General features: G+C 60.9%; 24 protein-coding genes. 12 read left to right on the plus strand and 12 right to left on the minus strand.

The features are described from left to right. Positions 1-23: 23 nt before the first annotated feature. The 3 genes from ACSQ3G_RS27250 to ACSQ3G_RS27260 all read right to left on the minus strand — a co-directional run bounded on the left by ACSQ3G_RS27250 (position 24) and on the right by ACSQ3G_RS27260 (position 2912). Positions 24-869: a transporter substrate-binding domain-containing protein gene (locus tag ACSQ3G_RS27250; RefSeq protein ID WP_436112480.1), complete on the minus strand. Its 846-nt coding sequence runs from the start codon at positions 867-869 to the stop codon at positions 24-26. Between the two features lie 97 nt (positions 870-966). After that, positions 967-1737 carry an amino acid ABC transporter ATP-binding protein gene (locus ACSQ3G_RS27255; protein ID WP_436112481.1) on the minus strand — a complete coding sequence of 257 codons (771 nt, stop codon included), beginning with the start codon at positions 1735-1737 and terminating at the stop codon, positions 967-969. Positions 1738-1763: 26 nt separating this feature from the next. Next, a complete protein-coding gene (locus tag ACSQ3G_RS27260; RefSeq protein WP_436112482.1) occupies positions 1764-2912 on the minus strand; it encodes an NAD(P)/FAD-dependent oxidoreductase in 1149 nt (382 codons plus the stop codon). 166 nt (positions 2913-3078) lie between these two features. Between ACSQ3G_RS27260 and ACSQ3G_RS27265 the strand changes: the two genes are divergently transcribed. Beyond that, a complete protein-coding gene (locus tag ACSQ3G_RS27265; RefSeq protein ID WP_436112483.1) occupies positions 3079-4197 on the plus strand; it encodes a LacI family DNA-binding transcriptional regulator in 1119 nt (372 codons plus the stop codon). Positions 4198-4325: 128 nt separating this feature from the next. Here the strand turns inward: ACSQ3G_RS27265 and ACSQ3G_RS27270 are convergent, their stop codons facing one another. Together ACSQ3G_RS27270 and ACSQ3G_RS27275 are read right to left on the minus strand one after the other, a co-directional pair. Further along, positions 4326-5048 carry a ribonuclease activity regulator RraA gene (locus tag ACSQ3G_RS27270; protein WP_436112484.1) on the minus strand — a complete coding sequence of 241 codons (723 nt, stop codon included), beginning with the start codon at positions 5046-5048 and terminating at the stop codon, positions 4326-4328. A 72-nt stretch (positions 5049-5120) separates the two neighbouring features. After that, positions 5121-5906 (minus strand): IclR family transcriptional regulator, encoded by a 786-nt coding sequence (locus tag ACSQ3G_RS27275; RefSeq protein ID WP_436113204.1) that lies wholly within the window; start codon positions 5904-5906, stop codon positions 5121-5123. A 211-nt stretch (positions 5907-6117) separates the two neighbouring features. On the opposite strand from ACSQ3G_RS27275, the gene ACSQ3G_RS27280 reads away from it, so the two are divergent. Genes ACSQ3G_RS27280 through ACSQ3G_RS27300 form a run of 5 tightly spaced genes read left to right on the plus strand, consistent with a single transcriptional unit; the run spans position 6118 to position 11459 of the window. Next, complete coding sequence (locus ACSQ3G_RS27280; protein ID WP_436112485.1) at positions 6118-7638, plus strand: ABC transporter substrate-binding protein; 1521 nt, start codon at positions 6118-6120, stop codon at positions 7636-7638. Positions 7639-7679: 41 nt separating this feature from the next. Beyond that, a complete protein-coding gene (locus ACSQ3G_RS27285) occupies positions 7680-8600 on the plus strand; it encodes an ABC transporter permease (protein ID WP_041364102.1) in 921 nt (306 codons plus the stop codon). Further along, entirely contained in the window at positions 8597-9514 is a 918-nt protein-coding gene (locus tag ACSQ3G_RS27290; protein ID WP_436112486.1) for an ABC transporter permease, read from the plus strand. Before ACSQ3G_RS27285 ends, ACSQ3G_RS27290 begins: the two co-directional genes overlap by 4 nt. Then, positions 9514-10485, plus strand: a complete 972-nt coding sequence (locus ACSQ3G_RS27295) for an ABC transporter ATP-binding protein (protein WP_436112487.1) — start codon at positions 9514-9516, stop codon at positions 10483-10485. Before ACSQ3G_RS27290 ends, ACSQ3G_RS27295 begins: the two co-directional genes overlap by 1 nt. Continuing rightward, positions 10482-11459, plus strand: a complete 978-nt coding sequence (locus ACSQ3G_RS27300; protein ID WP_436112488.1) for an ABC transporter ATP-binding protein — start codon at positions 10482-10484, stop codon at positions 11457-11459. Before ACSQ3G_RS27295 ends, ACSQ3G_RS27300 begins: the two co-directional genes overlap by 4 nt. A 73-nt stretch (positions 11460-11532) precedes the next feature. On the opposite strand, the gene ACSQ3G_RS27305 is transcribed toward ACSQ3G_RS27300, so the two are convergent. Next, a complete protein-coding gene (locus tag ACSQ3G_RS27305) occupies positions 11533-12894 on the minus strand; it encodes a sigma-54-dependent transcriptional regulator (RefSeq protein ID WP_436112489.1) in 1362 nt (453 codons plus the stop codon). Continuing rightward, positions 12891-14744, minus strand: coding sequence for a sensor histidine kinase (locus tag ACSQ3G_RS27310; RefSeq protein ID WP_436112490.1), 1854 nt, complete (start codon positions 14742-14744; stop codon positions 12891-12893). The genes ACSQ3G_RS27305 and ACSQ3G_RS27310 overlap by 4 nt, the downstream gene beginning before the upstream one ends. A gap of 221 nt (positions 14745-14965) precedes the next feature. Here ACSQ3G_RS27310 and ACSQ3G_RS27315 point away from each other — a divergent pair, with 221 nt between their 5' ends. Next, a complete protein-coding gene (locus ACSQ3G_RS27315) occupies positions 14966-16312 on the plus strand; it encodes a dicarboxylate/amino acid:cation symporter (protein ID WP_436112491.1) in 1347 nt (448 codons plus the stop codon). A 101-nt stretch (positions 16313-16413) separates the two neighbouring features. On the opposite strand, the gene ACSQ3G_RS27320 is transcribed toward ACSQ3G_RS27315, so the two are convergent. Both ACSQ3G_RS27320 and ACSQ3G_RS27325 read right to left on the minus strand, forming a co-directional pair. Further along, complete coding sequence (locus ACSQ3G_RS27320; RefSeq protein WP_046605889.1) at positions 16414-16635, minus strand: hypothetical protein; 222 nt, start codon at positions 16633-16635, stop codon at positions 16414-16416. A 395-nt stretch (positions 16636-17030) separates the two neighbouring features. Next, positions 17031-17240: a cold-shock protein gene (locus ACSQ3G_RS27325; RefSeq protein ID WP_105436788.1), complete on the minus strand. Its 210-nt coding sequence runs from the start codon at positions 17238-17240 to the stop codon at positions 17031-17033. A gap of 353 nt (positions 17241-17593) precedes the next feature. Here ACSQ3G_RS27325 and ACSQ3G_RS27330 point away from each other — a divergent pair, with 353 nt between their 5' ends. From ACSQ3G_RS27330 to ACSQ3G_RS27345, 4 genes are all read left to right on the plus strand, one after another. Next, positions 17594-18202 (plus strand): J domain-containing protein, encoded by a 609-nt coding sequence (locus ACSQ3G_RS27330; RefSeq protein WP_105436789.1) that lies wholly within the window; start codon positions 17594-17596, stop codon positions 18200-18202. Between the two features lie 188 nt (positions 18203-18390). Next, complete coding sequence (gene groES / locus ACSQ3G_RS27335) at positions 18391-18687, plus strand: co-chaperone GroES (RefSeq protein WP_037079031.1); 297 nt, start codon at positions 18391-18393, stop codon at positions 18685-18687. Positions 18688-18752: 65 nt separating this feature from the next. Next, positions 18753-20387: a chaperonin GroEL gene (gene groL, locus ACSQ3G_RS27340; RefSeq protein WP_436112492.1), complete on the plus strand. Its 1635-nt coding sequence runs from the start codon at positions 18753-18755 to the stop codon at positions 20385-20387. A gap of 172 nt (positions 20388-20559) precedes the next feature. Further along, entirely contained in the window at positions 20560-20823 is a 264-nt protein-coding gene (locus ACSQ3G_RS27345) for a hypothetical protein (RefSeq protein ID WP_046605884.1), read from the plus strand. A gap of 122 nt (positions 20824-20945) precedes the next feature. Here ACSQ3G_RS27345 and ACSQ3G_RS27350 read toward each other — a convergent pair whose 3' ends face one another. Further along, positions 20946-21248 carry a YkgJ family cysteine cluster protein gene (locus ACSQ3G_RS27350; protein ID WP_105402734.1) on the minus strand — a complete coding sequence of 101 codons (303 nt, stop codon included), beginning with the start codon at positions 21246-21248 and terminating at the stop codon, positions 20946-20948. A gap of 189 nt (positions 21249-21437) precedes the next feature. Between ACSQ3G_RS27350 and ACSQ3G_RS27355 the strand changes: the two genes are divergently transcribed. Further along, the gene (locus ACSQ3G_RS27355) at positions 21438-22403 is read left to right on the plus strand and encodes a magnesium and cobalt transport protein CorA (RefSeq protein ID WP_046632137.1); all 966 of its coding nucleotides are present in this window, start codon (positions 21438-21440) and stop codon (positions 22401-22403) included. 58 nt (positions 22404-22461) lie between these two features. Here ACSQ3G_RS27355 and ACSQ3G_RS27360 read toward each other — a convergent pair whose 3' ends face one another. Together ACSQ3G_RS27360 and ACSQ3G_RS27365 are read right to left on the minus strand one after the other, a co-directional pair. Further along, the gene (locus tag ACSQ3G_RS27360; RefSeq protein ID WP_436112493.1) at positions 22462-23484 is read right to left on the minus strand and encodes a DUF808 domain-containing protein; all 1023 of its coding nucleotides are present in this window, start codon (positions 23482-23484) and stop codon (positions 22462-22464) included. Positions 23485-23604: 120 nt separating this feature from the next. Beyond that, on the minus strand, positions 23605-25338 hold the full coding sequence (locus ACSQ3G_RS27365; protein ID WP_046605881.1) for a Na/Pi cotransporter family protein: 1734 nt from the start codon (positions 25336-25338) through the stop codon (positions 23605-23607). Between the last annotated feature and the right edge of the window lie 21 nt (positions 25339-25359).

Consider the following 25359-nt stretch of genomic DNA (forward strand, 5'->3'; position numbering starts at 1 on the left):
GAAACCGTCAGGACCGGGTTCGCTCACTTTGCGGCCGGCGGATCCGTTTCGAAGGACTTTACCATTTCTGCCGCGACGACCGGATCCTTGACGAAGGCCGGCACCGTCTTTGAGTAAAATTTCTCGTTCTTCAGTTTCTTGACCACACCATTGACGAAAGCCTTGAGTTCGTCCTCACCCTTGCGGACGCCGACGCCATTGAAGCCGAGATCGACGGGCTCTTCCAGCGTGCGGAATTCGGGATAGTTGGCCGCAAGCGTCGCGATCGTGATCGCATCGCCCACATAGCCATCGGCGCGGCCCTGCTGCAGGGCCTGCAAATTGTCCGCATTGGTGTTGAGTTGGACGAATTCCAGGCTCGGAATGCGTTCCTTCAGCCACTTCAGCTGCGACCCACCCTTGATGATGAGCATCGACTTGCCGTCGAGGTCGGCCAGCTTCTGGACCTTGCTGTCCTTCGGTACGATCACCCGGCTGCTGCCCCAGTAATAGATATCGGAATAGTCGATCACCTGTTCGCGCGACGGCGTCTTGCCGAGCGTCGCAATGATCAGGTCGATCTTTCCGCCCGTCAGCGAGGGAATGCGGGCGTCCGTCGCCACGCAGCTCAATTCCGCCTTTTCGGCGGCCCCGAAGGCGGCAATGCCGATTTGCTTCGCCATTTCGATCTCGATGCCGGCCGGCTTGCCGTCGGTGGCGGATGCCCCGAATGGAGGAGAATCGCATTTGACGCCGATGCGGATCACGCCGGCATCCTTGATCGCCTTGGGCACGGCCTGAGCCGAGGCGGGCAGCGCCGGAAGCGCAAGGACGGCAAGAGCGCCGAATGCTACGGCCGTGCGGCGAAGCATGCTGATGGATGTGTACATGACAGTCGTTCCCTTTGTTTCATTGTTTTGCCATCGAACGTTTGCCCGTCCGTATGCTTTTTGCCGCAACCAGTCCGGATGCAGGAAATCAGACCCGCTAGTGCAGTATCTGGCTGAGAAACGCCTTTGTCCGGCTCTCCTTCGGATTGCTGAAGAACTCCTCGGGCGGCGCTGTCTCGATAATCCTGCCCGCGTCCATGAACACCACCCTATCCGCCACCTGCCGCGCGAAACCCATTTCATGCGTGACGCAGACCATGGTCATGCCGTCGCTCGCCAGCTGCGCCATGGTATCGAGGACTTCACGAACGAGTTCCGGATCGAGTGCCGAGGTCGGTTCGTCGAACAGCATGATCTTCGGGCTCATGCAAAGCGATCGGGCGATCGCCGCGCGCTGCTGCTGTCCGCCGGACAGCTGGCTTGGATAGAAATCCGCCTTATCGGGAATTCGCACCCGCTCCAGATAGGCGCGCGCCACAGCCTCAGCATCCTTTCTCGCAACGCCCTTTACCCAGCGGGGAGCCAGCGTGCAGTTCTCGAGCACGGTGAGATGCGGATAGAGATTGAAGTTCTGAAACACCATGCCGACATCCTGCCGGACACGGTCGATGACCTTCCTGTTGTCCGTCAGTTCCGTGCCGTTGACAACGATGCGGCCCTTCTGGTGCTTTTCCAGGTAGTTGATGCAACGGATCATGGTGGACTTGCCGGAACCCGAGGGACCGCAAACGACCACCTTTTCACCACACCTGACGGTAAGGTTGACGTCGTGCAGCACCTGGAGGATGGAGAACCATTTGTCGACGCCGGACAATTCGACGGCAATTTCCGGATCGACCATCTCCGAATTCTTCTCCTTCGCCGTCATCTGCAATCTCCTCCCTGCAGCTCAACTTACGATGCCAAAGCCTGGCTTTTCTGCGCGAAACGGGCCGGCCGGAAATTCGCAAGCAGAGGGCTCGCCTCCCCGGTCACGATTTCCCGCGCGATGAGCTCACCGGCAATCAGGCCGAGTGTCGCGCCGCTATGGCTGAAGGCGACGAAATAACCCGGAATTCCCTCGAGCGGACCGATCACCGGTTCCCCATCGCCCGGCACAGGCTTCGGCCCGCAGTGATAGCTTTCCAGTTCCAGCGTGGGATTGCCCTCGAGCACGTTCGAGGCTTCCGAAAGAAGACGACGAAGCGTCTCGTCCTTGACTTCGTAAGCCCCATCGGACCCACGATTGAGCTCTTCCTCCGACCATGCGGAATCGCAGACGACCGCACCGTCCGGCGTCGGGCGCAACGCTATGTTGGGCGTATTGAGGACGGCGCGCACCGCAGATCTGAAAGGCTTCGATTTGACAAGAAGGGCGATCGGGGTTCCATCGGCAATGGCATGGCCCGCCTGTTTTGCCATCTCCGGCACGGCTGCGCCGCTGGCAACGAGAACGGCGTCCGCCTTTATATACGTTCCATTTGCAGTCGAGACCCCGGCTGCCCGACCACCCTTGATGTCGACGCTCGCCTTTCCGGCATGGGCCACGGCCTGGCCGCCAAGCGCTTCGAACTCCTGAAGGAGGATATCGATCAGGGAAGGCAGATCCACCCAGCCCTCACCGGGATTGAAAATCGCGCCCTGGCGCGAAATCGTGGCCGTGTTGATGCCGGGCGTGACCTTCGCAACTTCCGCTGCGCCAAACAGCTGGCAGTCATAACCGATCGATTGCTCGTGAGCGTAGGCTTCCGCAATCCGGTTCGACGCGTCGTCCGCATCCCATGTCAGGCCACCGTCGAAGCGCAGCCAGGCAGCGCCTTCATTGCGGCTTGCCAGCGTCCGGTAGCGATCGATGCCGACGACCCGAAGACGGTGATATTCGGTGGAACGGAAACGTGCCGAATTGAGCCATGCCAGCGACCGACCGGACGCCCCGCTTGCGAACGCCGCTTCCGTGACAAGGGTGACCTGCACGCCCAGCCGGGCCAGATGAACCGCCGAGGAAACACCAAAAATACCGCCACCGATGACGGCAATCCGCTGGCTGGAGGATGAGGTTGTCAACTGCATGTTCCTTCGTCTTGGATTATCGTAGGGGCGTCGTCCATCCGAGTACCAAAGCACCCGTTTTCGCTCATGAGACCGGTATCAAGCGTATTTGAGACCGGTCTCACCTGTCAATGGTGTGATTTTCTTGACGCCGTTTTTTTCTCAGCCTATGTCACGGAACATGATGAAGAGAACGACATCAAAGCGGCTTGTCACCATCTCGGACGTTGCACAGAGCGCAGGTGTATCCAAGGCGACCGCCGCACGCGTTCTCGGCAGTTACGGGACAGCGAGCCCCGTCGTGAAGGAGAAGGTTCGCGAAGCCGCAAGAAAGCTTGGCTATCAGGCCAACGAGCTTGCGCGCAGCATGACGACCGGAAAATCGAAGACGATCGGGGTCATCGTCGGCGATATCGAAAACCCGTATTTCGGCCAGGCCGTGCGCGGGATCAGCGATGCGGCACACGCTGCCGGATTCGATGTCATCCTGTCCAATTCCGGCGAGGATGCCGCCAAGGAAAAGGCGGCCGTACGCGTCTTGCTGGGCAAGCGCGTGGATGGATTGATCGTTACTCCGGCTTCGGTATATGAGACACAGCACCTGCACGAGGTCCAGCGATCTGGCCGACCCCTCGTCCTTCTGGACCGGACCATCCCGGGTCTTGGGGTCGATGCCGTCGTTACGGACGATCGGCAGGCGGCCGAGGCCGCCACGCGAGCCCTGATCGAAGCCGGCCATCGCCGCATCGCCTACATCTCAGCCACGGAGTCGGACGACCCGATCTACCGGGGACCGCACCAGATCAATCTGAGCACGGTGATGGAGAGAATAGAAGGCGTCGTCGCGGCAAGCCGGGCTGCCGGTATCCAGCATCCGGAGCGCTACATCCGGCTCGGTGCCAACCGCCGCGGCGAGGGTGACAAGATCATTTCCGAGCTGCTTCAGGGCGCAGACAGGCCGACTGCCATACTCGCGTCGGATAACGTGGTGGCGCTTGAAGTGTTCAAGACCCTTCGTAGACTGGGCCTATCCATCCCTCAAGACCTGTCGCTGATCGCTTTCCACGATGCCGACTGGACAAGTGTGACCAGCCCGCCGATTACGGTGATTGCCCAGCCGGTCTACGACCTCGGCTTCGAAAGCGCGCAAATCCTTGTTCGGCGCATTACCGGCACTGGCGATGCGCCACGCTGCCGGGTCCTTGCGACCACACTCATCAGGCGACAATCGATAGGAGCTCCGCCGGAGTTTGAAGAGAGCGGCGCCGTTCTTCAGAAGACTGCCGCGAAAATCGGCTGATGCCGGTCGTTTGAATTGCCGTTGAGTTTACCCACATCGCCGGGGACCCGGCGCGTCGCCGTAGATGAAGATTCCACCCCGAGCAAGCTGCAGGGCCGAACTCGCCGAACGTTGGCAAGTCACCGGCGTCAAACGGCCTCGACGCGAGCCCTGCGCCAAGCCTGGTACCGCTCGAGCGTTTCCTTGTTTGGCGGATAGACGCCAAGTGTCGGTTTGCCTGACTCGATCTCCAGCTTCAGGAACTCCTCCTGCTCCTCCATTGCAACGGCCTCGTCAGCGATCTCGTTCACATATTCCCGAGGGATGACGATGACGGCCTCGCTGTCGCCGAAGATGATGTCGTCGGGATATACCGCGACACCACCGCAGGCGATCGGCTGGTTCATGTCGGAAGCATGGTGGGCAACCAGATTGGCCGGAGCCGCCGGTCCCATGCAATAGGTCGGGAGCCCGAGCTGGGCGATATCGGCCGTATCGCGAACGCCGCCATCCAGCACAAGGCCAGCGCATCCGCGGTAGACAAGGCGCCGGGCCAGCATCGCGCCAATCCCGGCAATCTCCGCCAACGAGCGGCAATCGAACACCAGGACGTGCCCCTCGGGTATCGTGTCGATGGCCTTGCGCTGCTGATTGGACGGATCGGAACTGTATGTCGAGCCGTCGATATCCTCCCGGGCGGGAATGTAGCGAACGGTGACGGCCGGCCCGATCATCGGTTTCTCGGCGGCGGCCAGCGGTCGCACGCCGCGAACCGCGGTGTTCCTGAGCCCACGCTTCAGCAGCAAGCTGCTCAGGGTCGCCGAATTTGTCCGCAAAAGCTTTGCGTAAACCGAGGGGTCCAACGCCGTCATGATAACCTCCGTTTGTCCGACTGCGAGGTCTAGCATAACGACACGAGAGTTCAATAAAGAATTTTTAGCTTCTTATTTGGACATTGGATGAACGCCATTGATAGCCTTCATCACCATGGCAGCGGCGTCGAGGACCTCGCGCTTGATTGATCGAGCGCGCTCCGGCGTCGCCTCGCCGATGAACGGCACGCTGACGGTGGCGACCAGGCGACTTGCTGAATCGAATATGGGAGCGGCGAAAGCTCGCAGGCCGAGATTGGATTCCTGATTGTCTTCCGCACTTCCGCTGCGGCGAATTTCCGCAAGCGCTTCCTTTAACGTCTCAGGATCGGTGATCGTATACGGCGTCCGGGCCTCCAGCCCGCCGGCGCAGTAGACCTCGATCTCGTTGTAGTCGGAATAGGCCAGAGCAAGTTTGCCGGCCGCACCGACATGCTTGCGCGAACGGCCGCCGACCTTGATGAACAGAGCGTAGTCACCAGGGCTGGAAGCCGCAAATATCGTCATCATTTCATTGCCTTCGGGTGCCGCCAGCCTGAAGGATTCGTAGATCCTGTCAGCCGCAGCCGCCAGAACCGGCCTCGCAGCCTCGATCAATGTCACCCTATCCGCACCGGGCGAAATACGCCGCGCAAGCTGCACGAATTTGGGCCCCAGTTCGTAGGAGGCCCCGCCATTTACCCGAGCCACAAGCCCATGCGCGGTCAGTGAATTGAGGATGCGATAGACGGTCGAACGCGGCACTCCGAGTTGATCGACCAATGCGCCGAGCGAAATTCCGGTCCGCGCATCCGCAACCGCCTCAAGCAGATGCGCCGTCTTTTCCACCACCGGGGACCCATTCTTTGGTTCACTCATGAACTTCAAATTCCATATACGGATTACCTGCCTTGACTTCTTCAGATTGAACGAGCATGTTGGCGTCGCAAGTGTCATATTTGACACTACGCACTTGCAGGAGGAAGTAAAGCCATTTGAGCGCGGGTTGTCCCCGCGGACCCGGATGACTTTGAGGAAGAGATCACCGAGGCGCCGTATGCGGTTCGTTTGGATTTGGAGGAGGGCTTTCATGAAGAAGATCACGGCTATCCATGCGTTGAGCATGGGGCTTGCAATATCGTTGGCGGCAGGCGTCGCAATTCCCGCTCGCGCGGCCCCGGACAAGCTGACGGTCGTGGTGACGGATGAGCCGAAATCGCTCGATCCCTGCGATACGGACCTTTCGGGCAATTCACGCGTTCTGCACAACAACATCACCGAAGCGCTCGTCAATCTCAGCCCCAAGGATGGTTCGGTCGTCCCGAGCCTCGCCACCAGCTGGCGGCAGGTCGATAGCCTGACCTGGGAGTTCAAGCTGCGCGAAGGCGTGACATTCCACGACGGCAAGGCGTTCGATACCAATGCGGTTATCGCGGCCCTGAAGCGGGCCCAGGATCTGGCGCTGGGCTGCGAAGTGGGAGTCGCCACGCTGAAGGGCCTTAAACTCAATGCACAAGCGGTGAACCCGACGACCCTCCTCATAAAGACGGACGTCGTCGAGCCGATCCTCCCGAACAAGCTGTCCGCCGTGGACATCGGTTCGCCGGCAACCCCGGGCGACACCAAGACGCGCACTCCGGCCGGGACGGGACCTTACAAGCTGGTTGCGTGGACACCTGGCCAGTCTGTCGGTCTCGTAGCCTATGAAGGCTACTGGGGCGCCAAGCCGGCAATTCCCAACGCGACGATCATCTGGCGCGCCGAGTCCGCGGTACGCGCCGCGATGGTCGACACCGGCGAGGCGCAGATCGCCTATGAAATCGCACCCCAGGACGGCACGACCGGACAGGATCATGCTTTCCCGAACGCCGAGACTTCGCTGTTGAGGATCGATGCGCAGATCGCGCCCCTCAACGACAAGCGCGTTCGAGAAGCCCTCAACCTCGCGATCGACAGGGATGGCCTCATCGGAACGATCTTCCACAAGGACGCTCAAAAGGCGATGCAGGTCGTGCCACCCTCGGTCTTCGGCTTCAATCCGGACATTCCCGTTTGGACCTACGATCCGGAAAAGGCGAAGTCCCTGCTTGCGGCCGCCAAGGCGGATGGCGTGCCGGTCGACAAGGAGATCGTCATCTACGGGCGCATCGGCATCTATCCGAACTCCTCCGAGAGCCTGGAGGCCATTCAGGCCATGCTGGCGGATGCGGGTTTCAACGCCCGGCTTGAAATGCTCGAGACAAGCCCGTGGCTTAAGCGGCTGCTGAAGCCGTGGAGCAAGGATCGCCAACCCTCCATCCTGCAGACGCAGATCGACAATGCCGAAGGCGATGCCGTATTCACGCTGCCGAACCGCTTTACCACCGATGGAAACCAGTCGACCATCACGGACCCTGGTCTCGACAAGCTGATCGCCGATGGCTCGAAGGCAACCGGCGACGAGCGCAAGAGGCTGTTCCAGCAAGCCTTCAAGTACATTGCCGTCGATGCGGTCAACATCGCACCGCTCTTTCACATGGTCACGATCGCCCGTGTCGCCAAGAACGTGAACTACACGCCTGATGTGCAGGCCGGCAACGAGATCAAGCTGAAGTCGATCAGCTACCGTTGATCTGTCCGGCCGACGGCTTGTATGTCGCTTGAGGAGAGCGGATGTCCTTCACCTATTTCCTGAAACGTGCGGCCTTCGCGGCGCTCGCGCTTGCGGCACTGATGACATCCGCCTTCTTCCTCGTGCGGTTGACGGGCGATCCGGTCAATCTCTATCTGCCTGTCGACGCTTCGGATGCGGCGCGCGAAGCCATGCGCATCCGTCTTGGGCTCGATCGCTCGCTCCTGGCCCAGTTCTTCGATTGGGCTTGGGATATTCTCAGCCTCGATTTCGGAATGTCTCTCTGGCACAATCGCCCGGCCATGGACGTGGTGCTGGAGGCGCTGCCGAACACGCTGGCGCTTGGCGCCATCGCCTTGGCTCTGGCCTTCACCGCCGCGATCGTCATGGGATCCATTGCTGCCGTGAATGCCGGCGGCTGGATCGACCGGGGCGTCAATGTCCTGTCGCAGGCAGCCGCAAGCGTGCCGGATTTCTGGCTCGGCCTGATGGGCGTGCTTCTGTTTGCGGTCACCTTCCGCATTCTGCCGACATCAGGCTTCGGCGGCCCGATTTACTGGGTGCTGCCCGTCGCCTGCCTGTTTGCCCGGCCTTTCGGAACTCTGGTGCAGATCGTCCGCGGCTCGATGATTGAAGCGCTCAATGCGACATTCGTCCGGACGGCGCGGGCCAAGGGCGCGCGTGACGGACGGGTCACCTTCGTGCACGCGCTCCGCAATGCTCTCCTTCCCGCAGTCACGGTGACCGGCGACCTTGCCGCCCAGTTCGCCGGCGGTGGCGGCGTCGTCGAGGTGGTCTTCGGGTTTCCCGGCATCGGCAAACTTCTGATCGACGGCATTCTGAAACGCGACTTCGCGATCGTCCAGGCATCGATCTTTGCCGTGGCTGTCGTGATCTTTGTCATCAATATCCTGGTCGACATGCTCTATGCCTCGATCGATCCGCGCGTGAGGGTCGAATGACCGACACGTCCGCCGAATTCCTCCCGACCCGCGAGCGCCGTAGCCGCCGCATCCTCTGGCTCCTGCGTGCGCTCGCGGGTGACCCGATGGCCGTCGCGGCAACGATCTGGCTGCTGATCGTCGTGCTCGCCATCCTCACCGATTCCCTGTCGCTTCTGGGCGACAACCGCATTTCACTGAAGGCGCGCAACCTGCCGCCGTTCGACTTCGGCCAGTCTTGGACCTTGTGGCTCGGAGCCGACGCACTCGGACGGCCGCTCCTCGTCCGCCTCATCCAGGCGGCTTCGACGACGATCGGCATCGCGGTGGTGACCGTTCTGACAAGCCTGATCGGCGGAACGCTGCTGGGTGTGATCGCCGGTTATTTCGGCGGCATCGTCGGAAACGTCATCATGCGGATCTGCGATATCATCCTCGGTTTCCCGACCCTGCTGGTGGCACTCTTCGGCCTCTATCTGTTCGGTCCGAGCGTCAGCAACCTCGTGATCGTGCTCGCCATCACCCGCATGCCGGCCTATATCCGCGTCGCAAGGGCAGAAACGCTCGAGGTCCGCGAACGACTTTTCGTCGATGCGGCGCGTGTCTTTGGTGGCGGGCCGACCTGGATCCTGCGCACCCATATCCTCCCCAGCGTCGCACCCACCATGCTGACGCTCGCCTCGGTCAATCTCGCCATGGTCATGTTGTTCGAATCCGGCCTGAGCTATCTCGGCCTCGGCATCCAGCCGCCTTCGGTAAGCTGGGGCCTGATGGTCGCCCAGGGCCAGGGCTATCTGTCGTCCGCCTGGTGGCTCGGCTTTTTCCCCGGCCTCGCCGTCATGCTCACAACCATGTCCTTCAACCTGCTCGCCAACTGGTTCCGGATCGTCAACGATCCGTCGCAGCACTGGCGTCTTGTAAGCCGGAGGCGCTGATGGCTCTTCTCGAAGTCAAGGATCTGCAAGTCAGTTTCGATACGGCGTCCGGCCGCATATTCGCACTCAATGGCGTCTCCTTCTCGCTGGAACGCGGTGAAGTCCTGGCCCTTCTTGGCGAAAGCGGCTCCGGCAAGTCCGTGACTGCATCTGCCATCATGGACCTCGTTCCCAATCCTCCGGGCGCGATCGACCGTGGGTCGATCCGCTTCGACGGGGCGGAACTGCTGCAGCTTTCGCGCAACGAGCGGCGGGATCTGTGCGGCAGCCGGATTGCTCTCATCTTCCAGGATGCGCTTGCGGCGCTCAATCCCGTCTATCCCGTCGGCTGGCAGATCGCGGAGATGTACCGCATCCACGGCCGCAACCCCGAAGGCGGCGTCGAGAAGGCCGTGATCGACCTCTTGACCGCAATCGGCATTCCCGATCCTGAACGTCGGGCGCGGCAATATCCGCACGAATTTTCCGGTGGCATGCGCCAGCGCATCATGATCGCCATGGCCGTAGCACTCGAACCGGATGTCATCATCGCCGACGAGCCGACGACGGCGCTCGACGTCACGATCCAGGCGCAGGTGGTTGATCTTCTGGCGACAATCCGAAAACGCAGCGATGCCGGAATGATCTTCATCACCCACGATCTCGGTGTGGTAGCCGAACTCGCGGACCGCGTGGCCGTCATGTATGCCGGCCGGATCGTCGAGACCGCAAATGTCTTCGAACTTTTCGAAGATCCGCGACATCCCTACAGCGTCGGCCTGCTCGCCTCGCAGCCGCGCCTGGATACCAATGACGACGAACTGGTGCCGATCCCCGGTTCGGCGCCCAATCCCGTCGCCCTTCCTTCAGGCTGCGCGTTCAGGACGCGCTGTCCGCGCGCCGAAGGGCTCTGCGCCGAGGTCATCCCCCCCCTTGAAACCGTGGGGCCGGGCCGCCAGGCCGCCTGCCATTTCCCGGTATCGCCAGCATGAACCAGCCCCTTCTCAAAGTCGAAAACCTTTCCCGGCATTTCGGTAGCGGCGCGACGCCCGTGCGCGCAGTCGACGACGTCAGCTTCGAGATCGCCCGCGGAGAGACGCTCGGCCTGGTCGGTGAAAGCGGCTGCGGCAAGACTTCCCTGGTCAGGACGCTCCTGAAGCTGGGGCCGGCGACCAGCGGCAGCGCCATTCTCGATGGCGTGGAAATCACCAGAGCGAGCGGAAGCGAGCTGCATGAGTTGCGCCGCAAGATGCAGGTCGTCTTCCAGGACCCCTACCAGTCGCTTAATCCGCGCATGCGGGTCGACCGGCTGATCTCCGAACCGTGGGCGCTGCATCCCGGCGCCGTGCCGAAAGCCCGCTGGCGGGAAGAGACGGTCAAGCTGCTTGAATCCGTGGGGCTGCGTGCGGAACATGCGGACCGCTATCCTTCCGAATTTTCAGGTGGCCAGCGGCAGCGGCTTGGAATCGCGCGCGCCCTGACGCTCAACCCGACGCTCCTCGTCTGCGACGAGCCGGTTTCCGCGCTCGACGTCTCGGTTCAGGCACAGGTCGTCAATCTGCTCGCCAGGCTGAGGCGCGAGCGCAATCTGGCGATGCTTTTCGTCGCGCACGACCTTGCCGTTGTGCGGCACGTCTCGGATCGTGTGATGGTCATGTATCTCGGCAAGATCATCGAGACCGGGCCGAAGCAATCGATCTTCAGCGCGCCGGCACATCCCTATACGCAGGCCTTGATGTCGGCCGTTCCGACGCCGGACCCAAGGCTCCGCGGGCATCGCAAGCGCATCGTCCTGGAAGGCGATCTGCCAAGCCCTGCCAATCCGCCGAGCGGATGCCGATTTCGGACGCGCTGCTGGAAGGCCACTTCGATCTGCGCCGAACAGGAGCCTGGCCTGACGGCAAGAACGGCTGCCCCGGGGTTGCTGACCGCCTGCCACCATGCAGATGCCGAAACCGGACGCTGACGATGGCGGCTGATGTGGCTTTCCGCCTCGGTATCGCAAGCGCGCCGACAAAGGCTGCTTGCGGCCTTGATCTCTATCTGGCCGGCTTGACAGCTTGGTCGAAGGAGGCACGCTCGATCCCGTGCCGTTGGAGCTTGTCGTAAAAGGTCTTTCGCGGAATTCCGAGCGCCTCGATCGAACGGCGGACATCGCCTCCGTTGCTGGCCAGCGTCTCCCGGAGGATTTCCGCTTCATGCTGGTTGAGACGCTGGGGCAGCGTCAGGGTGGCCGCCTCCGATGGCATCAACGCCCCGTTGTCCTCCCCTGCAAGCCCGAGGACGAAACGCTCTGCAAAGTGGGACAGTTCGCGAACGTTGCCGGGCCAATGATGGGTTTCGAGGTGATGGCGGGCAGAAGATGACAGAGCGGGTGTTTGGCGGTTGAACCGCTTGGCGGCCCGTTCGCAAAAGAATCCGAAGAGGAGGAGGATGTCGTCGCGCCGTTCACGCAGTGGCGGAATGGAGATGGTGACGACGTTGAGGCGGTAATAGAGGTCCTCGCGAAATGCGCCGCGTTGCGAGGGATCGCCAAGATCGACCTTGGCGGCCGCCACGACCCTCAGGTCGATCGGCCGTGTCTCATTGGTGCCGAGAGGTGCCACCTCACGCGCCTCCAGGACGCGCAGCATATGGATTTGCGTGGCGGGGGGCATGCTTTCGATTTCGTCGAGGAAGAGGGTGCCGCCACTCGAATATTCGATCCTGCCGACACGTTTTTTCTGTGCGCCGGTAAAGGCGCCGGGCTCGTGGCCAAACAATTCGCTTTCGATGATGGTTTCGGGAAGCGCGCCGCAATTGAGCGCGACGAAACTGCCCTTGGACCGCCGGCTCCAGCGATGGATCAGGTTGGCAACAACCTCCTTGCCGCTGCCGGTCTCTCCGGTCACCAGAACGTCGACGTCGGTATCGGCAATCTGGCGAAGCGTTCTTCGCAGCCGCTCCATGGCCGCGGTCTGACCGATGAGCGGCAGGTCGTCGCGTGCCTGTTCGGCCACATCGCGGAGCGTCCTGTTCTCCAGGATCAGCAGCCGTTTTTCGGCAGCCCGGCGAATGGCCTGCACCAGGCGGTCTGCGGCGAAAGGTTTGGTGATGAAGTCGTAAGCCCCATCCTGCATCGCCTTGACGGCCATCGGGATGTCGCCATGGCCGGTCATCAGGATGACGGGAAGGTCCGGATCGAGTTTGCGGACGCGGTCGAAGAGCTGCAGCCCGTCGATCTCGGGCATGCGGATGTCGGAAACGACGACGCCCGCGAAACCGTCGTCGATCTGGACGAGGGCGTCGGACGCCCTCGAAAATCGGGAGACCGCAAAGCCCGCAAGCTCGATCGTCTGGGCGGTCGCCTTGAGAAGGTCGGCATCGTCGTCAACCAGAACGACAGGTGTTGGATTGCTCATGATACCGCCTTGCGCAGATAGACAATGAAAGTCGTGCCGGTTTCGCTGCTTTCGACCTCGATGCGACCGCCATAGTCTGCGACGATGTCCTTCGAGATGACCAGCCCGAGGCCGAGGCCTTTTTCCTTGGACGTGTTGAAGGGCGAAAAAAGCGAACTTCTGACCAATGGATCAATACCGGGACCATTGTCAGAGACCCGGATCACGATCTGGTCCGCCAGTGTCTCCGCGGAGACATCCACACTTGCCTCGGTTCTGCCCTCCAGCGCTTCCAAGGCATTCTGGAACAGATTGATCAGCACCTGTTCGAGGCGGACGCGATTGCCGGTGACGGCAAGGCCGGGCGGTGGCAGGTCGATCCGGAGTATGTCGAGCCGCCCGGCAAAGCGGCTCCTCAAAAGAACCACCGCGCCTTCGATAGCGCCCCGCAGATCGACGGCTTCGGGCGGCGTTCGTCCCTTGCGTCCGAAGGCCTTGAGTTCCTCCGTGATCATGCCGATCCGCTCGGTCAGGGCGGCGATCTCGCCGAGATTTTCCTCCGCCGAGGCTTTCCGGTTCCGCCGCAGGAAGACGCGTGCATTGTCGGCATAGGCCCGGATCGTTGCGACCGGCTGGTTGATTTCATGGGCAACCCCGGCCGCAACCTGGCCAAGGATCGCAAGGCGATTTGCCTGCACGAGTTCCTGCTGCACGACCTGCAGCTTCGACTCGGTGCTGCGATGGTCGGCGATCTCTTCCTGCAGGAGGTCCCTCGCGCGGCTCAGATCCACGGTCCGTTCCGCGACACGGCGCTCCAGTTCCACGCGCAGGTTCTTCTCCGCGGCGATGCGAATGCTGATCATCTGCCGCCGCCTCAAAAGGAATGCGATCAGTGCCAGGATCGGAACGAGCACCGCAAGTGCGAGCAGGCGCGCTTCGCGGACCGCAGCTGCGACCGAAGGTTCGGTCGGCACGAGGTATTCAAGGCGCCACGATGTCGAAGGAACCGGCGTCAGAAGGCGAAGATACTCTCCTGTGCTCGTTCCCGGCAAAACCGCCGAAACGATCGATGCCCCCTCCGAAAGCGGTTCCTGCCGCACGATCGGAAGGGGCGCCAATGGCGCGTTCCCGAATTGAAGACTTTGGCGGATGGCGCCAAGCCGTTCCGCAGGCAGCGGCGCGGCGGTCATGAAGCGCCAGGACGGAATGCTGGTGATCAAGACGACACCATCGGCGTCGGTGACATAGACGGGACGGTTGGCGTCGTGCCAATCGCCTTCGAGCTGGTCGAATTCCATCTTCACGACAACGACGCCGAGCGCACCGGCCTGATTTTCGGCGCGCCGCGAGATGTACAGGCCAGGTCGCTTGCTGACGCTGCCCAAGGCGAAGTGCTCTGCCGTTCCGTTCTCCATCGCCCGCTGGAAATATTCCCGGAAGGAATAGTCGTTGCCGACGAAGCTCAAGGGTTCGCGCCAGTTGCTGGATGCGACCGCAACGCCATCCCTGCCCGTGACGTAGAGAACGGAGGCATGGGTGCCGGCCACGAGCCCCTCCAATTTTCGGTCCAGGGCGCCGACGGTCTGGGTGTTTCTCGACGCCAGCGCGCCGACCACCTGTTGATCCTCGGCCAGAAGCAGGGGAAGCGCTCGCGGTCTTTCCAGCACCGCACGCAGCAGCGCAACCTTGAGGTTGGCATCGGCGCGGCCCTGGTCGAGGAGCGCTGCGACTGCGGAATTGCGGCCGTAAAGACCGGCGGCATAAAGAGCGGATATCAGGATCGCGGCAGCGGCGAAGGCAAAGACAGGCCATGGTGTCCACGCGAAGGCGGGATTCTTGACAGATTTTTCTCGGTCGCGCTGCTCAAGCATCGCCGGATGTGTGCATAAATCCGCATAAAAAGCAAAGACCAATGGCGGAAATCCGCACGGCAGATTTCAGGAACCACTTCCGTCGCTCAGTCCGAATGTGGAGAATCAATGGGTTAGGCATCAGCCGCCTCTCTGGCATGCATGTTGCTCCAGCAAAGCCAGCAGCACACCTGCAGCAACAGTAACGCCACTGCCCCGGGAGGCCAATTGGTTGGGGCGCCATGGAGGACATGATGAACGCAACGATCTCCGATGTGCCAACGCACGACAAACTTCCTTTCTACCGCCACCTTTATTTTCGGGTTCTCGTGGCAATTGCCGCCGGCATCCTGCTCGGTCATTTCTACCCGGATGTCGGCGCTTCGCTGAAGCCGCTCGGCGATGCCTTCATCAAGCTGGTGAAGATGATTATCGCGCCGGTGATCTTCCTGACGGTGGCAACCGGTATCGCCGGCATGGCCGACCTGCAAAAGGTCGGGCGTGTCGCGGGCAAGGCGATGATCTACTTCCTGGCCTTTTCGACGCTTGCGCTCGCCGTTGGCCTCCTCGTCTCGAATATCGTCCAACCCGGTGCCGGCATGCACATAGATCCGGCCACGCTCGACGCCAAGGCAGTGGCGACCTATACGGCGAAGGCCCATGACGCCACGATCGCCGGCTTTCTGATGAACATCATCCCGGACACGATCGTCGGCGCCTTCGCACAGGGTGATATCCTGCAGGTGCTGTTCTTCTCGGTTCTGTTCGGCATCGCGCTTGGCATGGTCGGCGAACGCGGCCGTCCTGTTCTCGATTTCCTGCAGGCATTGACCGCGCCGATCTTCCGTCTCGTGACCATCCTGATGAAGGCGGCCCCGATCGGCGCTTTCGGCGCCATGGCTTTTACCATCGGCAAATATGGCATTGATTCGATTGCCAACCTTGCCATGCTGATCGGCACTTTCTATCTCACCTCGCTTCTCTTCGTTCTGGTCGTCCTTGGTGCCGTCGCCCGATACAACGGCTTCTCGATCATCTCGCTTATCCGCTACATCAAGGAAGAACTGCTTCTTGTGCTCGGCACCTCTTCGTCGGAAGCGGCATTGCCCGGCCTGATGGCCAAGATGGAACGCGCCGGCTGCAAGCGCTCGGTGGTCGGCCTGGTTATTCCGACCGGTTATTCCTTCAATCTCGACGGCACGAACATCTATATGACGCTTGCCGCGCTCTTCATCGCACAGGCGACCGACACGCCGATCACGCTCGGCGACCAGGTCCTGCTGCTGTTGGTCGCGATGCTGAGCTCGAAAGGAGCTGCAGGCATTACCGGCGCCGGCTTCATCACCCTGGCGGCGACCCTTTCGGTCGTTCCATCCGTGCCGGTCGCGGGCATGGCGCTGATCCTCGGCATTGATCGCTTCATGTCGGAATGCCGGGCGCTCACGAACCTGATCGGCAATGCGGTCGCGACCGTCGTTGTCGCGCGCTGGGAAAACGAGTTGGACCGGACACAGTTTGCAGCCGTCATGGCAGGCGGCGCCGACGCCGAAAACGCGGTATTGATACCGTCGGGCCAGCCTGCCGAATAATCGCCTGTTTCTATCGCAGCCGAAGAAAGGTCGCTGGCCAGCTGGCGGCCTTTCCCGTTTCCGTAGAACACACGTGCTCTTGTCTCGGAATAAGCGCGGCGCTATTCTTCAGGCACGCCTTCGAGCAGACCGTCATACACCTCGATGAGTGCATTGGTGATCGCCTGCCCCAGCGCATTGCCGGCGACGCGTAGCTCGTCCTCCGTGCCGCTCCGCGACGCGTTGGCCAGGTCGAAACCCTGTTCGCTGACGATCTGCTTGGCCACTTCGATGGCCCAGAGCCCGAAGTCGCCGCGATTGTCTATCTTGATCGAGTCATCCATCGCGATCTGCCTGTTGCTGAATCTGGCTTCTATATCGCCTCGGCAATGATGGCCAGCATCTATCAGCATAGTGTTCAATCGGCTGGGTGTATTTTCTCGGACATGTGCCCGAACGTCAGGGCAACATCACGTGTGACATTCCGGAGAGTAAAGCCGTGACCGTCCATAGCCCTCGCCGCATGGATTGCGCTGCGCAATTGCTCCGGTCCCGGTCGGGATGTCCGGCGGCTGCGCGCGGCCCCGGTATTGCATCACCCCAATGACAAACGAGGCCGGAACATCATCACAATGTTCCGGCCTCCCAATGTAAAAGGCCGGACATAATGCCCGGCCTTAAAAAAATCAGCTTCCAGCGGTGCCAGTACATCCGTGGTCAAAGCGGAAGCCGCTTTTGGTTAGGCAGCCTGCAGGTTGCAAGCCGACATCTTACCGGACTTTGCGTCGCGTTCGAGTTCGTAGCTGACCTTCTGGCCCTCGACGATTTCCCGCATTCCGGCGCGCTCGACGGCGGAAATGTGTACGAACGCATCAGCGCCGCCATTGTCAGGCTGGATAAAGCCGAAGCCCTTGGTGGAATTGAACCATTTAACTGTGCCTGTGGTCATGATGATGAACCCTTTCAAAGCAAGATTGAGTGACCCCAGAGCCAAAGCCCTGCGGATGGTGATAGCGATTGATTTTGAAAGGGAAGTTCGTCAGGCGCGGTGCTAATCGCGCGGAAACCAAAGTTCAGCAAGCAAAAGATCGATAAACCGTAAATAGGGGCTATCCGCCCATAAGTCAACTTTTAGTTTTGACGTCCCGGTGGATTTGCGTTCCAGGGCACAGCAACTTACCGAAAAGGGCTCTGACCTCAGCCCGCTCGGCTGGGCGCAGAACTGCCGCAGCAACGGACTGCTCTGTGGTTGGCCTGTCCATACTCCTTGCCTGCTGGTGCAGGACCGCCATATAAGGCGCGATGACGTCTGATTCAAAGATATTTGTCGGCCTACGGTCGATCCGCAAAAAACCGGCTCCGCACCACGAACCCAACCATCCGAAATGCCAGTGGGACGGATGCGAAAAGGGTGGCACTCATCGCGCTCCTGTCGGGCGGGATGCCGAAGGGCTTTATCTGCTGTTCTGTCCTGAGCATGTAAAGGAATACGGCAAAGGTTATAACTTTGCGCCAAACCTCTCCGACCCTTTGATCGCCCGCTATCAGAGGGAAGCGGCAAGCGGCAGCCGCCCGACCTGGGGTACCGGTATCAATAAGGCCTCGGAAATGCCGCTCCCCTCCATGGCCCGCTCCGGTTCGGCAAAGGCGACGAACGCACGCAAAAGCGCTGCACAACGCCAAGCCGCAAACGTGGATCTTCAGCGACGCAAGCTCAAGGTACTGGAAGCCAAGGCTTTCGAGACGCTCGGCCTTTCGCCGGATGCAACGCCGGAGGAGATCAGAAGCCGCTACAAGCAAAGGCTCAAGATGCATCATCCGGACGCGAACCATGGAGAGCGCAACTCGGAGGATCAGCTTCAGGCGTCGATCGACGCCCATAAGATCCTCAAGCTCAACGGCTTCTGCTAAACATGTTGCAGTGATCCACTGGCGGTCTCGATGTCGCCCGCCCGTCCTCTGGCAAAGAGAGACGGCGTCGCCGCCGATGCCGGATCACCGCCAAGGCGCGAATGGCGCTAGCACTCCCGGCATAAGACTGCTAAGGATATCCGATCGGGAACCCGCCATTGGGCTGCGCTCTCGCTAAGGAACCCAAAATGAACAATACCAATTTTCGGCCGTTGCACGACCGCGTCGTCGTGCGCCGTATCGAGGCTGAAGCCAAGACCAAGGGCGGCATCATCATTCCCGACACCGCCAAGGAAAAACCGCAGGAAGGCGAAATCGTCGCCGTCGGCACCGGCACCCGCGACGAGAGCGGCAAGATCGTTCCCCTCGATGTCAAGGCAGGCGATCGCATCCTGTTCGGCAAGTGGTCCGGCACCGAGATCAAGTTCAATGGCGAAGACCTGTTGATCATGAAGGAAGCAGACGTCATGGGCGTCATCGCCTGATCTTCGGCCGCTTCCTTATTTCCTTTTGACGAAGACCATGGGGCCAACGGCCCGGGAGTTTTTCCATGTCTGCCAAACAGATCAAATTCGGCCGTGATGCACGCGAGAAGCTGCTGCGCGGCGTCGATATTCTCGCCGACGCAGTCAAGGTCACGCTCGGTCCGAAGGGCCGCAACGTCGTGATCGACAAATCCTACGGCGCACCGCGGATCACCAAGGACGGCGTTGCCGTCGCCAAGGAAATCGAACTTGACGACAAGTTCGAGAACATGGGCGCCCAGATGGTCCGCGAAGTCGCTTCGAAGACCAACGACGTCGCCGGCGACGGCACCACGACTGCTACCGTTCTTGCCCAGGCGATCGTTCGCGAAGGCGGCAAGGCCGTTGCAGCCGGCATGAACCCGATGGACCTGAAGCGCGGCATCGATCTTGCTGTCACTGCTGTCGTCAAGGACCTGCTTGCCAAGGCCAAGAAGATCAACACATCGGAAGAGATTGCCCAGGTCGGCACGATCTCCGCAAACGGCGAGAAGGAAATCGGCCAGTATATCGCCGACGCGATGCAGAAGGTCGGCAATGAGGGTGTGATCACCGTCGAAGAAGCCAAGACCGCCGAAACCGAACTCGAAGTCGTCGAAGGTATGCAGTTCGACCGCGGCTACCTGTCGCCCTACTTCGTCACCAACCCGGAAAAGATGGTGGCTGAGCTGGAAGATGCCTACGTGCTGCTGCACGAAAAGAAGCTCTCCAACCTGCAGGCGATGCTTCCTATCTTGGAAGCAGTCGTCCAGAGCGGCAAACCGCTGCTGATCATTTCCGAGGACGTCGAAGGCGAAGCTCTTGCGACGCTCGTCGTCAACAAGCTGCGTGGCGGCCTCAAGATCGCTGCCGTCAAGGCTCCGGGCTTCGGCGACCGCCGCAAGGCCATGCTGGAGGATCTGGCGATCCTGACCGGCGGCACCGTGATTTCGGAGGACCTCGGCATCAAGCTCGAGAACGTCACGCTCGAGATGCTCGGCCGCGCCAAGAAGGTCTCGATCACCAAGGAGAACACCACCGTCGTCGATGGTGCGGGCACTAAGGCGGATATTGACGGGCGCATCGGTCAGATCAAGGCTCAGATCGAGGAAACCACCTCGGACTACGACCGCGAAAAGCTGCAGGAACGTCTGGCCAAGCTCGCCGGCGGCGTTGCCGTGATCCGCGTCGGCGGCTCGACGGAAATCGAAGTCAAGGAAAAGAAGGACCGTATCGACGACGCCCTCAATGCAACGCGTGCAGCAGTCGAAGAAGGCATCGTGCCTGGCGGCGGCACGGCCCTGCTTCGCGCCTCGATCGTTCTCGACATCAAGGGCGAGAATGACGATCAGAATGCCGGGATCAGCATCATCCGCAAGGCCTTGCAGTCCCTGGTACGTCAGATTGCCGAGAACGCCGGTAGCGAAGGCTCGATCGTGGTCGGCAAGATCCTGGAAAGCGATACCGACAACTTCGGTTACAACGCCCAGACCGGCGAATTTGGCGACATGATCACCATGGGCATCGTCGATCCGGTCAAGGTCGTTCGCACGGCTCTGCAGAACGCGGCTTCGGTTGCCGGCCTGCTGGTGACGACGGAAGCCATGATTGCCGACCTGCCCAAGAAGGATGCTGCCGGCGGCGGCATGCCTGACATGGGCGGCATGGGCGGCATGATGTAAACGGGTTCCCATCGGGAACTCGATCACGTCTTCTGCTGTGAAGGGCTCCGATCGATCGGGGCCCTTCGTTCGTATATGCAGGAAATCGATCGGCAGCCCTGGTGGCGGCGGACGCGGTCTGGGCCGTAGTTATCTGCCAACCGCTCAGGCTGCAGCATAAGATGAGGATCAAATGGTTGTATTGAACAGGCCGCGCAGTTCCGAACCCTATCCGGACAGGGATATCGGTTGCCAGGAAGCCCTTGAGCAAGTCTTTCTGCAGCTTGCAAAGGGACTGACGCCGGACGATATCGTCGCGACGGCCGGCGGCAATCTGCCGCCCGTGTTGGCCGGCCTTGCAAAACGCGCCGAAAGCGTCGGCTGGAGCCTGGAAGAAGCGGAAACCGCCATCAGCGAACTGGCGCAAAACCTGCTGGATGACATGTCGCAGATGTAGGTTTTGGCGATTCAGGACCGATCCGTGTACCTACGCCTCGGGGATCGGCCGGTGAACCACCTCAGACGCGGTGAATAGTCGGCATCCGATCGCCGGGGACGGGACAGAAATGTCGGCGAACTCTACGCGGAATTCAATGCGAAAGCGTCACGCGCCATCAAGCAGGCATCGTCTCCCGGAAGGCATTCGCGACAAACGTCAGGCCTGATCTCGTAGACCATGCAGGATGTGCCGACACCGACCTGCCCGGACAAGGCAGAACAACGGGATCCTTCACAACGCATTCCTCCTTCGTCCGCCGCGACGAAACGTGCCGGCAACAGATCGAGGGCGGCTTCGCTTTCCATGGAGAATCGTGGCCAATCGGCGGAAAACGAACAGCACGCACCGCATGACTGGCAATCAAAATCGTTCGATAAGGTCATAGCCGTCTCATATCACGGCACCGACCGAAACTCCACAAAGGTGCGTCACACGTGATGATGCCTGACCACGATCCGGCAAACCCGGCCGGCGGTGTCGCATAGTCACAAAAGGGTCGTGAGATTGCGGGTATCACAGCGCAAGGCATGCCTGGAAGGGCGCCGCATGATCATGGTAATCTAGGAGGCTGCATGAGCGTCGCCGCATCTTTTCTCTATCGTGACGGCCGGCGGGTTGAAGCCGTGCCGTTCGACGAGGCGGCGATCCCCGCATTGGACAACGAATTCGTGTGGATCGGGCTGCACAAGCCCACCCGCGACGACCTTTTGATGCTGCAAAGCCGTTTTGGCCTTCACGAACTCTCGATCGCCGACGCGCTCAGTCCGCTGCAGATGCCGAAGCTCAGCGTCTATGACGATCAGCTGTTCGTCATCGCGAAGACGGCGCAGCTGGAGGCCGACCATATCACCTATGGTGAAACAGCGATTTTCGTCGGCAAGCGCTATATCATAACGGTCCGCAATGGCTCGGAGCGCGGACATCAAGAGCTGCGCGGCAGGCTGGAAACATCGCCGCAGACGCTGTGCCATGGTACCGATTACATCCTGCACGCCATTCTCGATTTCATTATCGACGGCTATCTTCCCATTGTGCGTACGATCGAGGATTCCGTGCTCGACATGGAAAGAAAGATGCTCGATGCGTTTCTGGACCGCAACCAGATCAAGCGCATTTTCAAGCTGCGGCGGGAAATCATCCTGTTCCAGCGGGTGCTGGACGCAATGCTCGACCTTTGCGGGAAGCTCTATCACCTCGATTTGCCGTCGCTTGACAGGGAAGCCAAGCCCTATTTCCGGGACGCACTGCAGCACATGCACCGCGTCGAAACGATGGTCGCAAGCTTGCGCGACGTGATCACGTCGGTTTTCGAGGCGAGCAATCTGCTGGAACAGCAAAGACAAGGCACGATCACGCGGCAACTGGCGGCCTGGGCCGCCATTCTCGCGGTTCCGACGGCGATCGCCGGCATCTACGGAATGAATTTCGACAATATGCCGGAGCTGAAAACCAGCTACGGCTATTTTGTCGTTTTGGCAGTCATCGCCGTCATGTGCATCGCGCTTTTCATTCGGTTCAAGCGCGCTCGCTGGATCTGACGCCTTCAATAATGCCGCGCCGTCCACCCATCGATCATTGCTGCCGATGGCCCAGCATTCACTTCTTCTCGTCCGCCAATGCCTGCTTGCGCCGGCGACGTGGCAGGATCGATTTGAAGTGTCGCCATAGCGGCGAGATAACGTAGCCTGCGACCGGGATCGTGATAAAGCCCAGAACAATACCGACGATGCCCGCACCTGCCGCTTCGACGATCCAGTGCAGCACCGAGGGCAGAACGGGGATCGCATGCGCGGTCACCTCCCCGGCATCATGGATCAGATGCGCAAGGCCACCGAGACCATAAGCCTCGAGCCCGTGAACGATGATGCCGCCGCCGACCCAGATCATCGCGGCCGTTCCCACGATACCCAGCACTTTCAGGAAATAAGGCATACCGGTGACAAGCCCTCGTCCGATGCCGCGCACGAACGACCCTATCGGAGGCGCCGTCTGCGCACGCGCCATCATCAGGCCCAGATCGTCGGCCTTCACGATCAACCCCACGCCACCATAAACCATGGCCGTTATGCTCAATCCCACGGCCGCAAGGATAAAGGCCTGCGTGATGACGCTGCCTGACGGCACCGCGGCGAGCGTAATGGCCATGATTTCGGCCGACAGGATGAAATCCGTCTTGATCGCGCCGGCAACCTTCTCGTCTTCGAGAGACTGGGCGCCGAGACTTGCCGTTTCAAGGGCCGTTTCATGGGTGTGAGCAGCATGCGGCAGCAGCATTTCGTAGATTTTCTCCACACCCTCGTAACAGAGGTAGAGTCCACCGATCATCAGCAGCGGCGTGATGGCCTGGGGTGCCGCCAGGCTTAAGACGAGCGCGGCGGGAAGCAGGATCAGAAGCTTGTTCTTCAGCGAACCGAGCGCGATCTTACCGATGATCGGCAATTCGCGTTCGGCCGAAAATCCGGTCACGTAGCGGGGCGTGACCGCCGCATCGTCGATGACGACGCCTGCCGCTTTCGCGCCGGCCTTGGCCGCCTGTCCGGCGATATCGTCGAGCGAGGCGGCAGCTACCTTCGCCAAGGCCGCAACATCGTCAAGAAGGGCGATCAAGCCAACGCTCATTCGAGCCTCCGGGGGTTAAGAGATTGCGCAGCGGCAACGGGTAGCCGTCATCCCTTAACGCGAGGACGTGGCATCTTCTATCGCGAAGATGCCACGTGCGGATCTTGACGGCAATGTCCGTTACTCGGCAGGCATCGGGCTGAACCCGCCCTCGTTGCTGACGGGACGAGCCTGTTCGTCGCGCTGGCGCGGCACGCGCGACAGGATGCTCTGCCGGTTGACAGACTTGCGCTCCGCATCGATCCGGTGGATCAGGATCTGCGCCCGTTCGATCGAACCGAGCAGCGCAAGGATGGTGCCGCGTTCCGCAGCGCCGGCATTGGGTCCGAGCGCCAGCGTGCGGGCACGCAGCTCCTCGACTTCGGGGAGGCTGACGTGGCCAGCCGGCATATCCGGACGGGTGACGCCGTGATCGGGCATGATTTCCTGCAGGGCAGTCCCCAGCTTGTTCAACGCGACATCGACGATCGCCTGGGCCTGACTGCTGAACTTTTCACGCCTTACCCGCCGGGCGACCTGATGCATCGATTCCGTCAGGGCTGCGGTAAAATCCGCCTCCTCGATCAGGCTTGCTACGAGATCGAGCTGCTCGTAGGGCAAGTCCTCCTTCATCAGCGAGGCGGTATAGTCGCGAATATCGCGGCTGAGGATATCGGTGGCGAGATAGTGTTCGCCCGGATCGGATGGGGCCGACTTGGCTGAACGGGCGATGTCCAGGAACATGGCGCCGGCCTGAAGATGCCGAGCGGTTTCCTTCTGCACCGCCGGAACCGCAAGGGCAAAGTTGCCGGCAAGCTTGCGGTCGAGGAATTTCGGTGTCGAATAATCCTCCGCATCCTCGGCATCCGTGCGGCCGATCCGCGACAGGACCCGGTCGAATACGCCGACGAAGGGAAACAGCAGCGCCGTGTTGAAGACGTTGAAGAACGTCGAATAGAGACCGACGGCCACGGGGACCAGCGGAAACGTTTCCTTGCCCTCGATGACGACGGCGACGCCCGGATCGCCGCCGAACCATTGCATCGCCCATGCCAGCACATCGATCGAGACGAAGAACAATGGTACGGTGATGCAGACGCCGATAATGTTGAAGGACATATGCGCATAGGCGGCGCGTTTGGCATTCTTCGAAAGATTGAGGGAGGCGATCCACGAAGTGATCGTGGTCCCCAGATCGGCACCCAGCGAGAAGGCAACCGCCGTCGTCCAATCGAGAACGCCGGCCGCGCCGAGACCCATGACGATCCCGATCGTCGCGGACGAGGAATGGATCATCGCGGTGACGCCGGCGGCGATCAGCACGCATTTGATCAGGTTATAATAGGAGTCCGCCGTCAACGTCGACAGAACGGCCATGACCTCGGGTATGTTGCGGAGCGGGCGAAGGCCTCCCGTCATCAGATTGAGGCCATAAAAGATCAGCGCGAAACCCATGCAGGCCAGTGCGATGTTGCGCACCTTCTCGCTCTTGGCAAAACAATAGACCAGCGAGAACGTGCCGGCGAAGATCAGACCGAGGGGACCAAGTGGCAGGGCGATCAGGCCGTTTCCAAGGGTCGTGCCGATGTTGGCACCCATGATGACGCTGATGGCCGGCCGCAGGCCGACGACGCCTGCGTTGACCAGGCCGACGACCATGACAGTCATGGCCGTGGAGGATTGAATGACGCCGGTGATGACCGTACCGGCGATTACGCCCTTGATCGGCGTACCCGCAGCCTTGGCGAGGAAGGCCCGCATCTTGTTGACGGAGAGTGCCTGGATGCCGTTCGACATGAACTCGAGACCAAGCATGAAAATACCGAGGCCGCCGATGACCGGAACCAGGATATCCTTAAAGATATCAATATTCATAACGCCTAACCCCTTTTGACG

This window comes from Neorhizobium tomejilense (assembly GCF_964254135.1).
Taxonomy (GTDB): Bacteria; Pseudomonadota; Alphaproteobacteria; order Rhizobiales; family Rhizobiaceae; genus Neorhizobium; species Neorhizobium tomejilense.

Excerpts from the sequence above, each read along its gene's own strand:
- ACSQ3G_RS27320 (WP_046605889.1), bottom strand. The coding sequence starts at position 16,635 with ATGGATGACTCGATCAAGATAGACAATCGCGGCGACTTCGGGCTCTGG.
- ACSQ3G_RS27330 (WP_105436789.1), top strand. The coding sequence starts at position 17,594 with ATGACGTCTGATTCAAAGATATTTGTCGGCCTACGGTCGATCCGCAAA.
- ACSQ3G_RS27255 (WP_436112481.1), bottom strand. The coding sequence starts at position 1,737 with ATGACGGCGAAGGAGAAGAATTCGGAGATGGTCGATCCGGAAATTGCC.
- groES (WP_037079031.1), top strand. The coding sequence starts at position 18,391 with ATGAACAATACCAATTTTCGGCCGTTGCACGACCGCGTCGTCGTGCGC.
- ACSQ3G_RS27315 (WP_436112491.1), top strand. The coding sequence starts at position 14,966 with ATGGAGGACATGATGAACGCAACGATCTCCGATGTGCCAACGCACGAC.
- ACSQ3G_RS27290 (WP_436112486.1), top strand. The coding sequence starts at position 8,597 with ATGACCGACACGTCCGCCGAATTCCTCCCGACCCGCGAGCGCCGTAGC.
- groL (WP_436112492.1), top strand. The coding sequence starts at position 18,753 with ATGTCTGCCAAACAGATCAAATTCGGCCGTGATGCACGCGAGAAGCTG.
- ACSQ3G_RS27285 (WP_041364102.1), top strand. The coding sequence starts at position 7,680 with ATGTCCTTCACCTATTTCCTGAAACGTGCGGCCTTCGCGGCGCTCGCG.
- ACSQ3G_RS27310 (WP_436112490.1), bottom strand. The coding sequence starts at position 14,744 with ATGCTTGAGCAGCGCGACCGAGAAAAATCTGTCAAGAATCCCGCCTTC.
- ACSQ3G_RS27360 (WP_436112493.1), bottom strand. The coding sequence starts at position 23,484 with ATGAGCGTTGGCTTGATCGCCCTTCTTGACGATGTTGCGGCCTTGGCG.
- ACSQ3G_RS27250 (WP_436112480.1), bottom strand. The coding sequence starts at position 869 with ATGTACACATCCATCAGCATGCTTCGCCGCACGGCCGTAGCATTCGGC.
- ACSQ3G_RS27365 (WP_046605881.1), bottom strand. The coding sequence starts at position 25,338 with ATGAATATTGATATCTTTAAGGATATCCTGGTTCCGGTCATCGGCGGC.
- ACSQ3G_RS27300 (WP_436112488.1), top strand. The coding sequence starts at position 10,482 with ATGAACCAGCCCCTTCTCAAAGTCGAAAACCTTTCCCGGCATTTCGGT.
- ACSQ3G_RS27355 (WP_046632137.1), top strand. The coding sequence starts at position 21,438 with ATGAGCGTCGCCGCATCTTTTCTCTATCGTGACGGCCGGCGGGTTGAA.
- ACSQ3G_RS27325 (WP_105436788.1), bottom strand. The coding sequence starts at position 17,240 with ATGACCACAGGCACAGTTAAATGGTTCAATTCCACCAAGGGCTTCGGC.
- ACSQ3G_RS27280 (WP_436112485.1), top strand. The coding sequence starts at position 6,118 with ATGAAGAAGATCACGGCTATCCATGCGTTGAGCATGGGGCTTGCAATA.
- ACSQ3G_RS27275 (WP_436113204.1), bottom strand. The coding sequence starts at position 5,906 with ATGAGTGAACCAAAGAATGGGTCCCCGGTGGTGGAAAAGACGGCGCAT.
- ACSQ3G_RS27270 (WP_436112484.1), bottom strand. The coding sequence starts at position 5,048 with ATGACGGCGTTGGACCCCTCGGTTTACGCAAAGCTTTTGCGGACAAAT.
- ACSQ3G_RS27345 (WP_046605884.1), top strand. The coding sequence starts at position 20,560 with ATGGTTGTATTGAACAGGCCGCGCAGTTCCGAACCCTATCCGGACAGG.
- ACSQ3G_RS27350 (WP_105402734.1), bottom strand. The coding sequence starts at position 21,248 with ATGACCTTATCGAACGATTTTGATTGCCAGTCATGCGGTGCGTGCTGT.
- ACSQ3G_RS27295 (WP_436112487.1), top strand. The coding sequence starts at position 9,514 with ATGGCTCTTCTCGAAGTCAAGGATCTGCAAGTCAGTTTCGATACGGCG.
- ACSQ3G_RS27265 (WP_436112483.1), top strand. The coding sequence starts at position 3,079 with ATGATGAAGAGAACGACATCAAAGCGGCTTGTCACCATCTCGGACGTT.
- ACSQ3G_RS27305 (WP_436112489.1), bottom strand. The coding sequence starts at position 12,894 with ATGAGCAATCCAACACCTGTCGTTCTGGTTGACGACGATGCCGACCTT.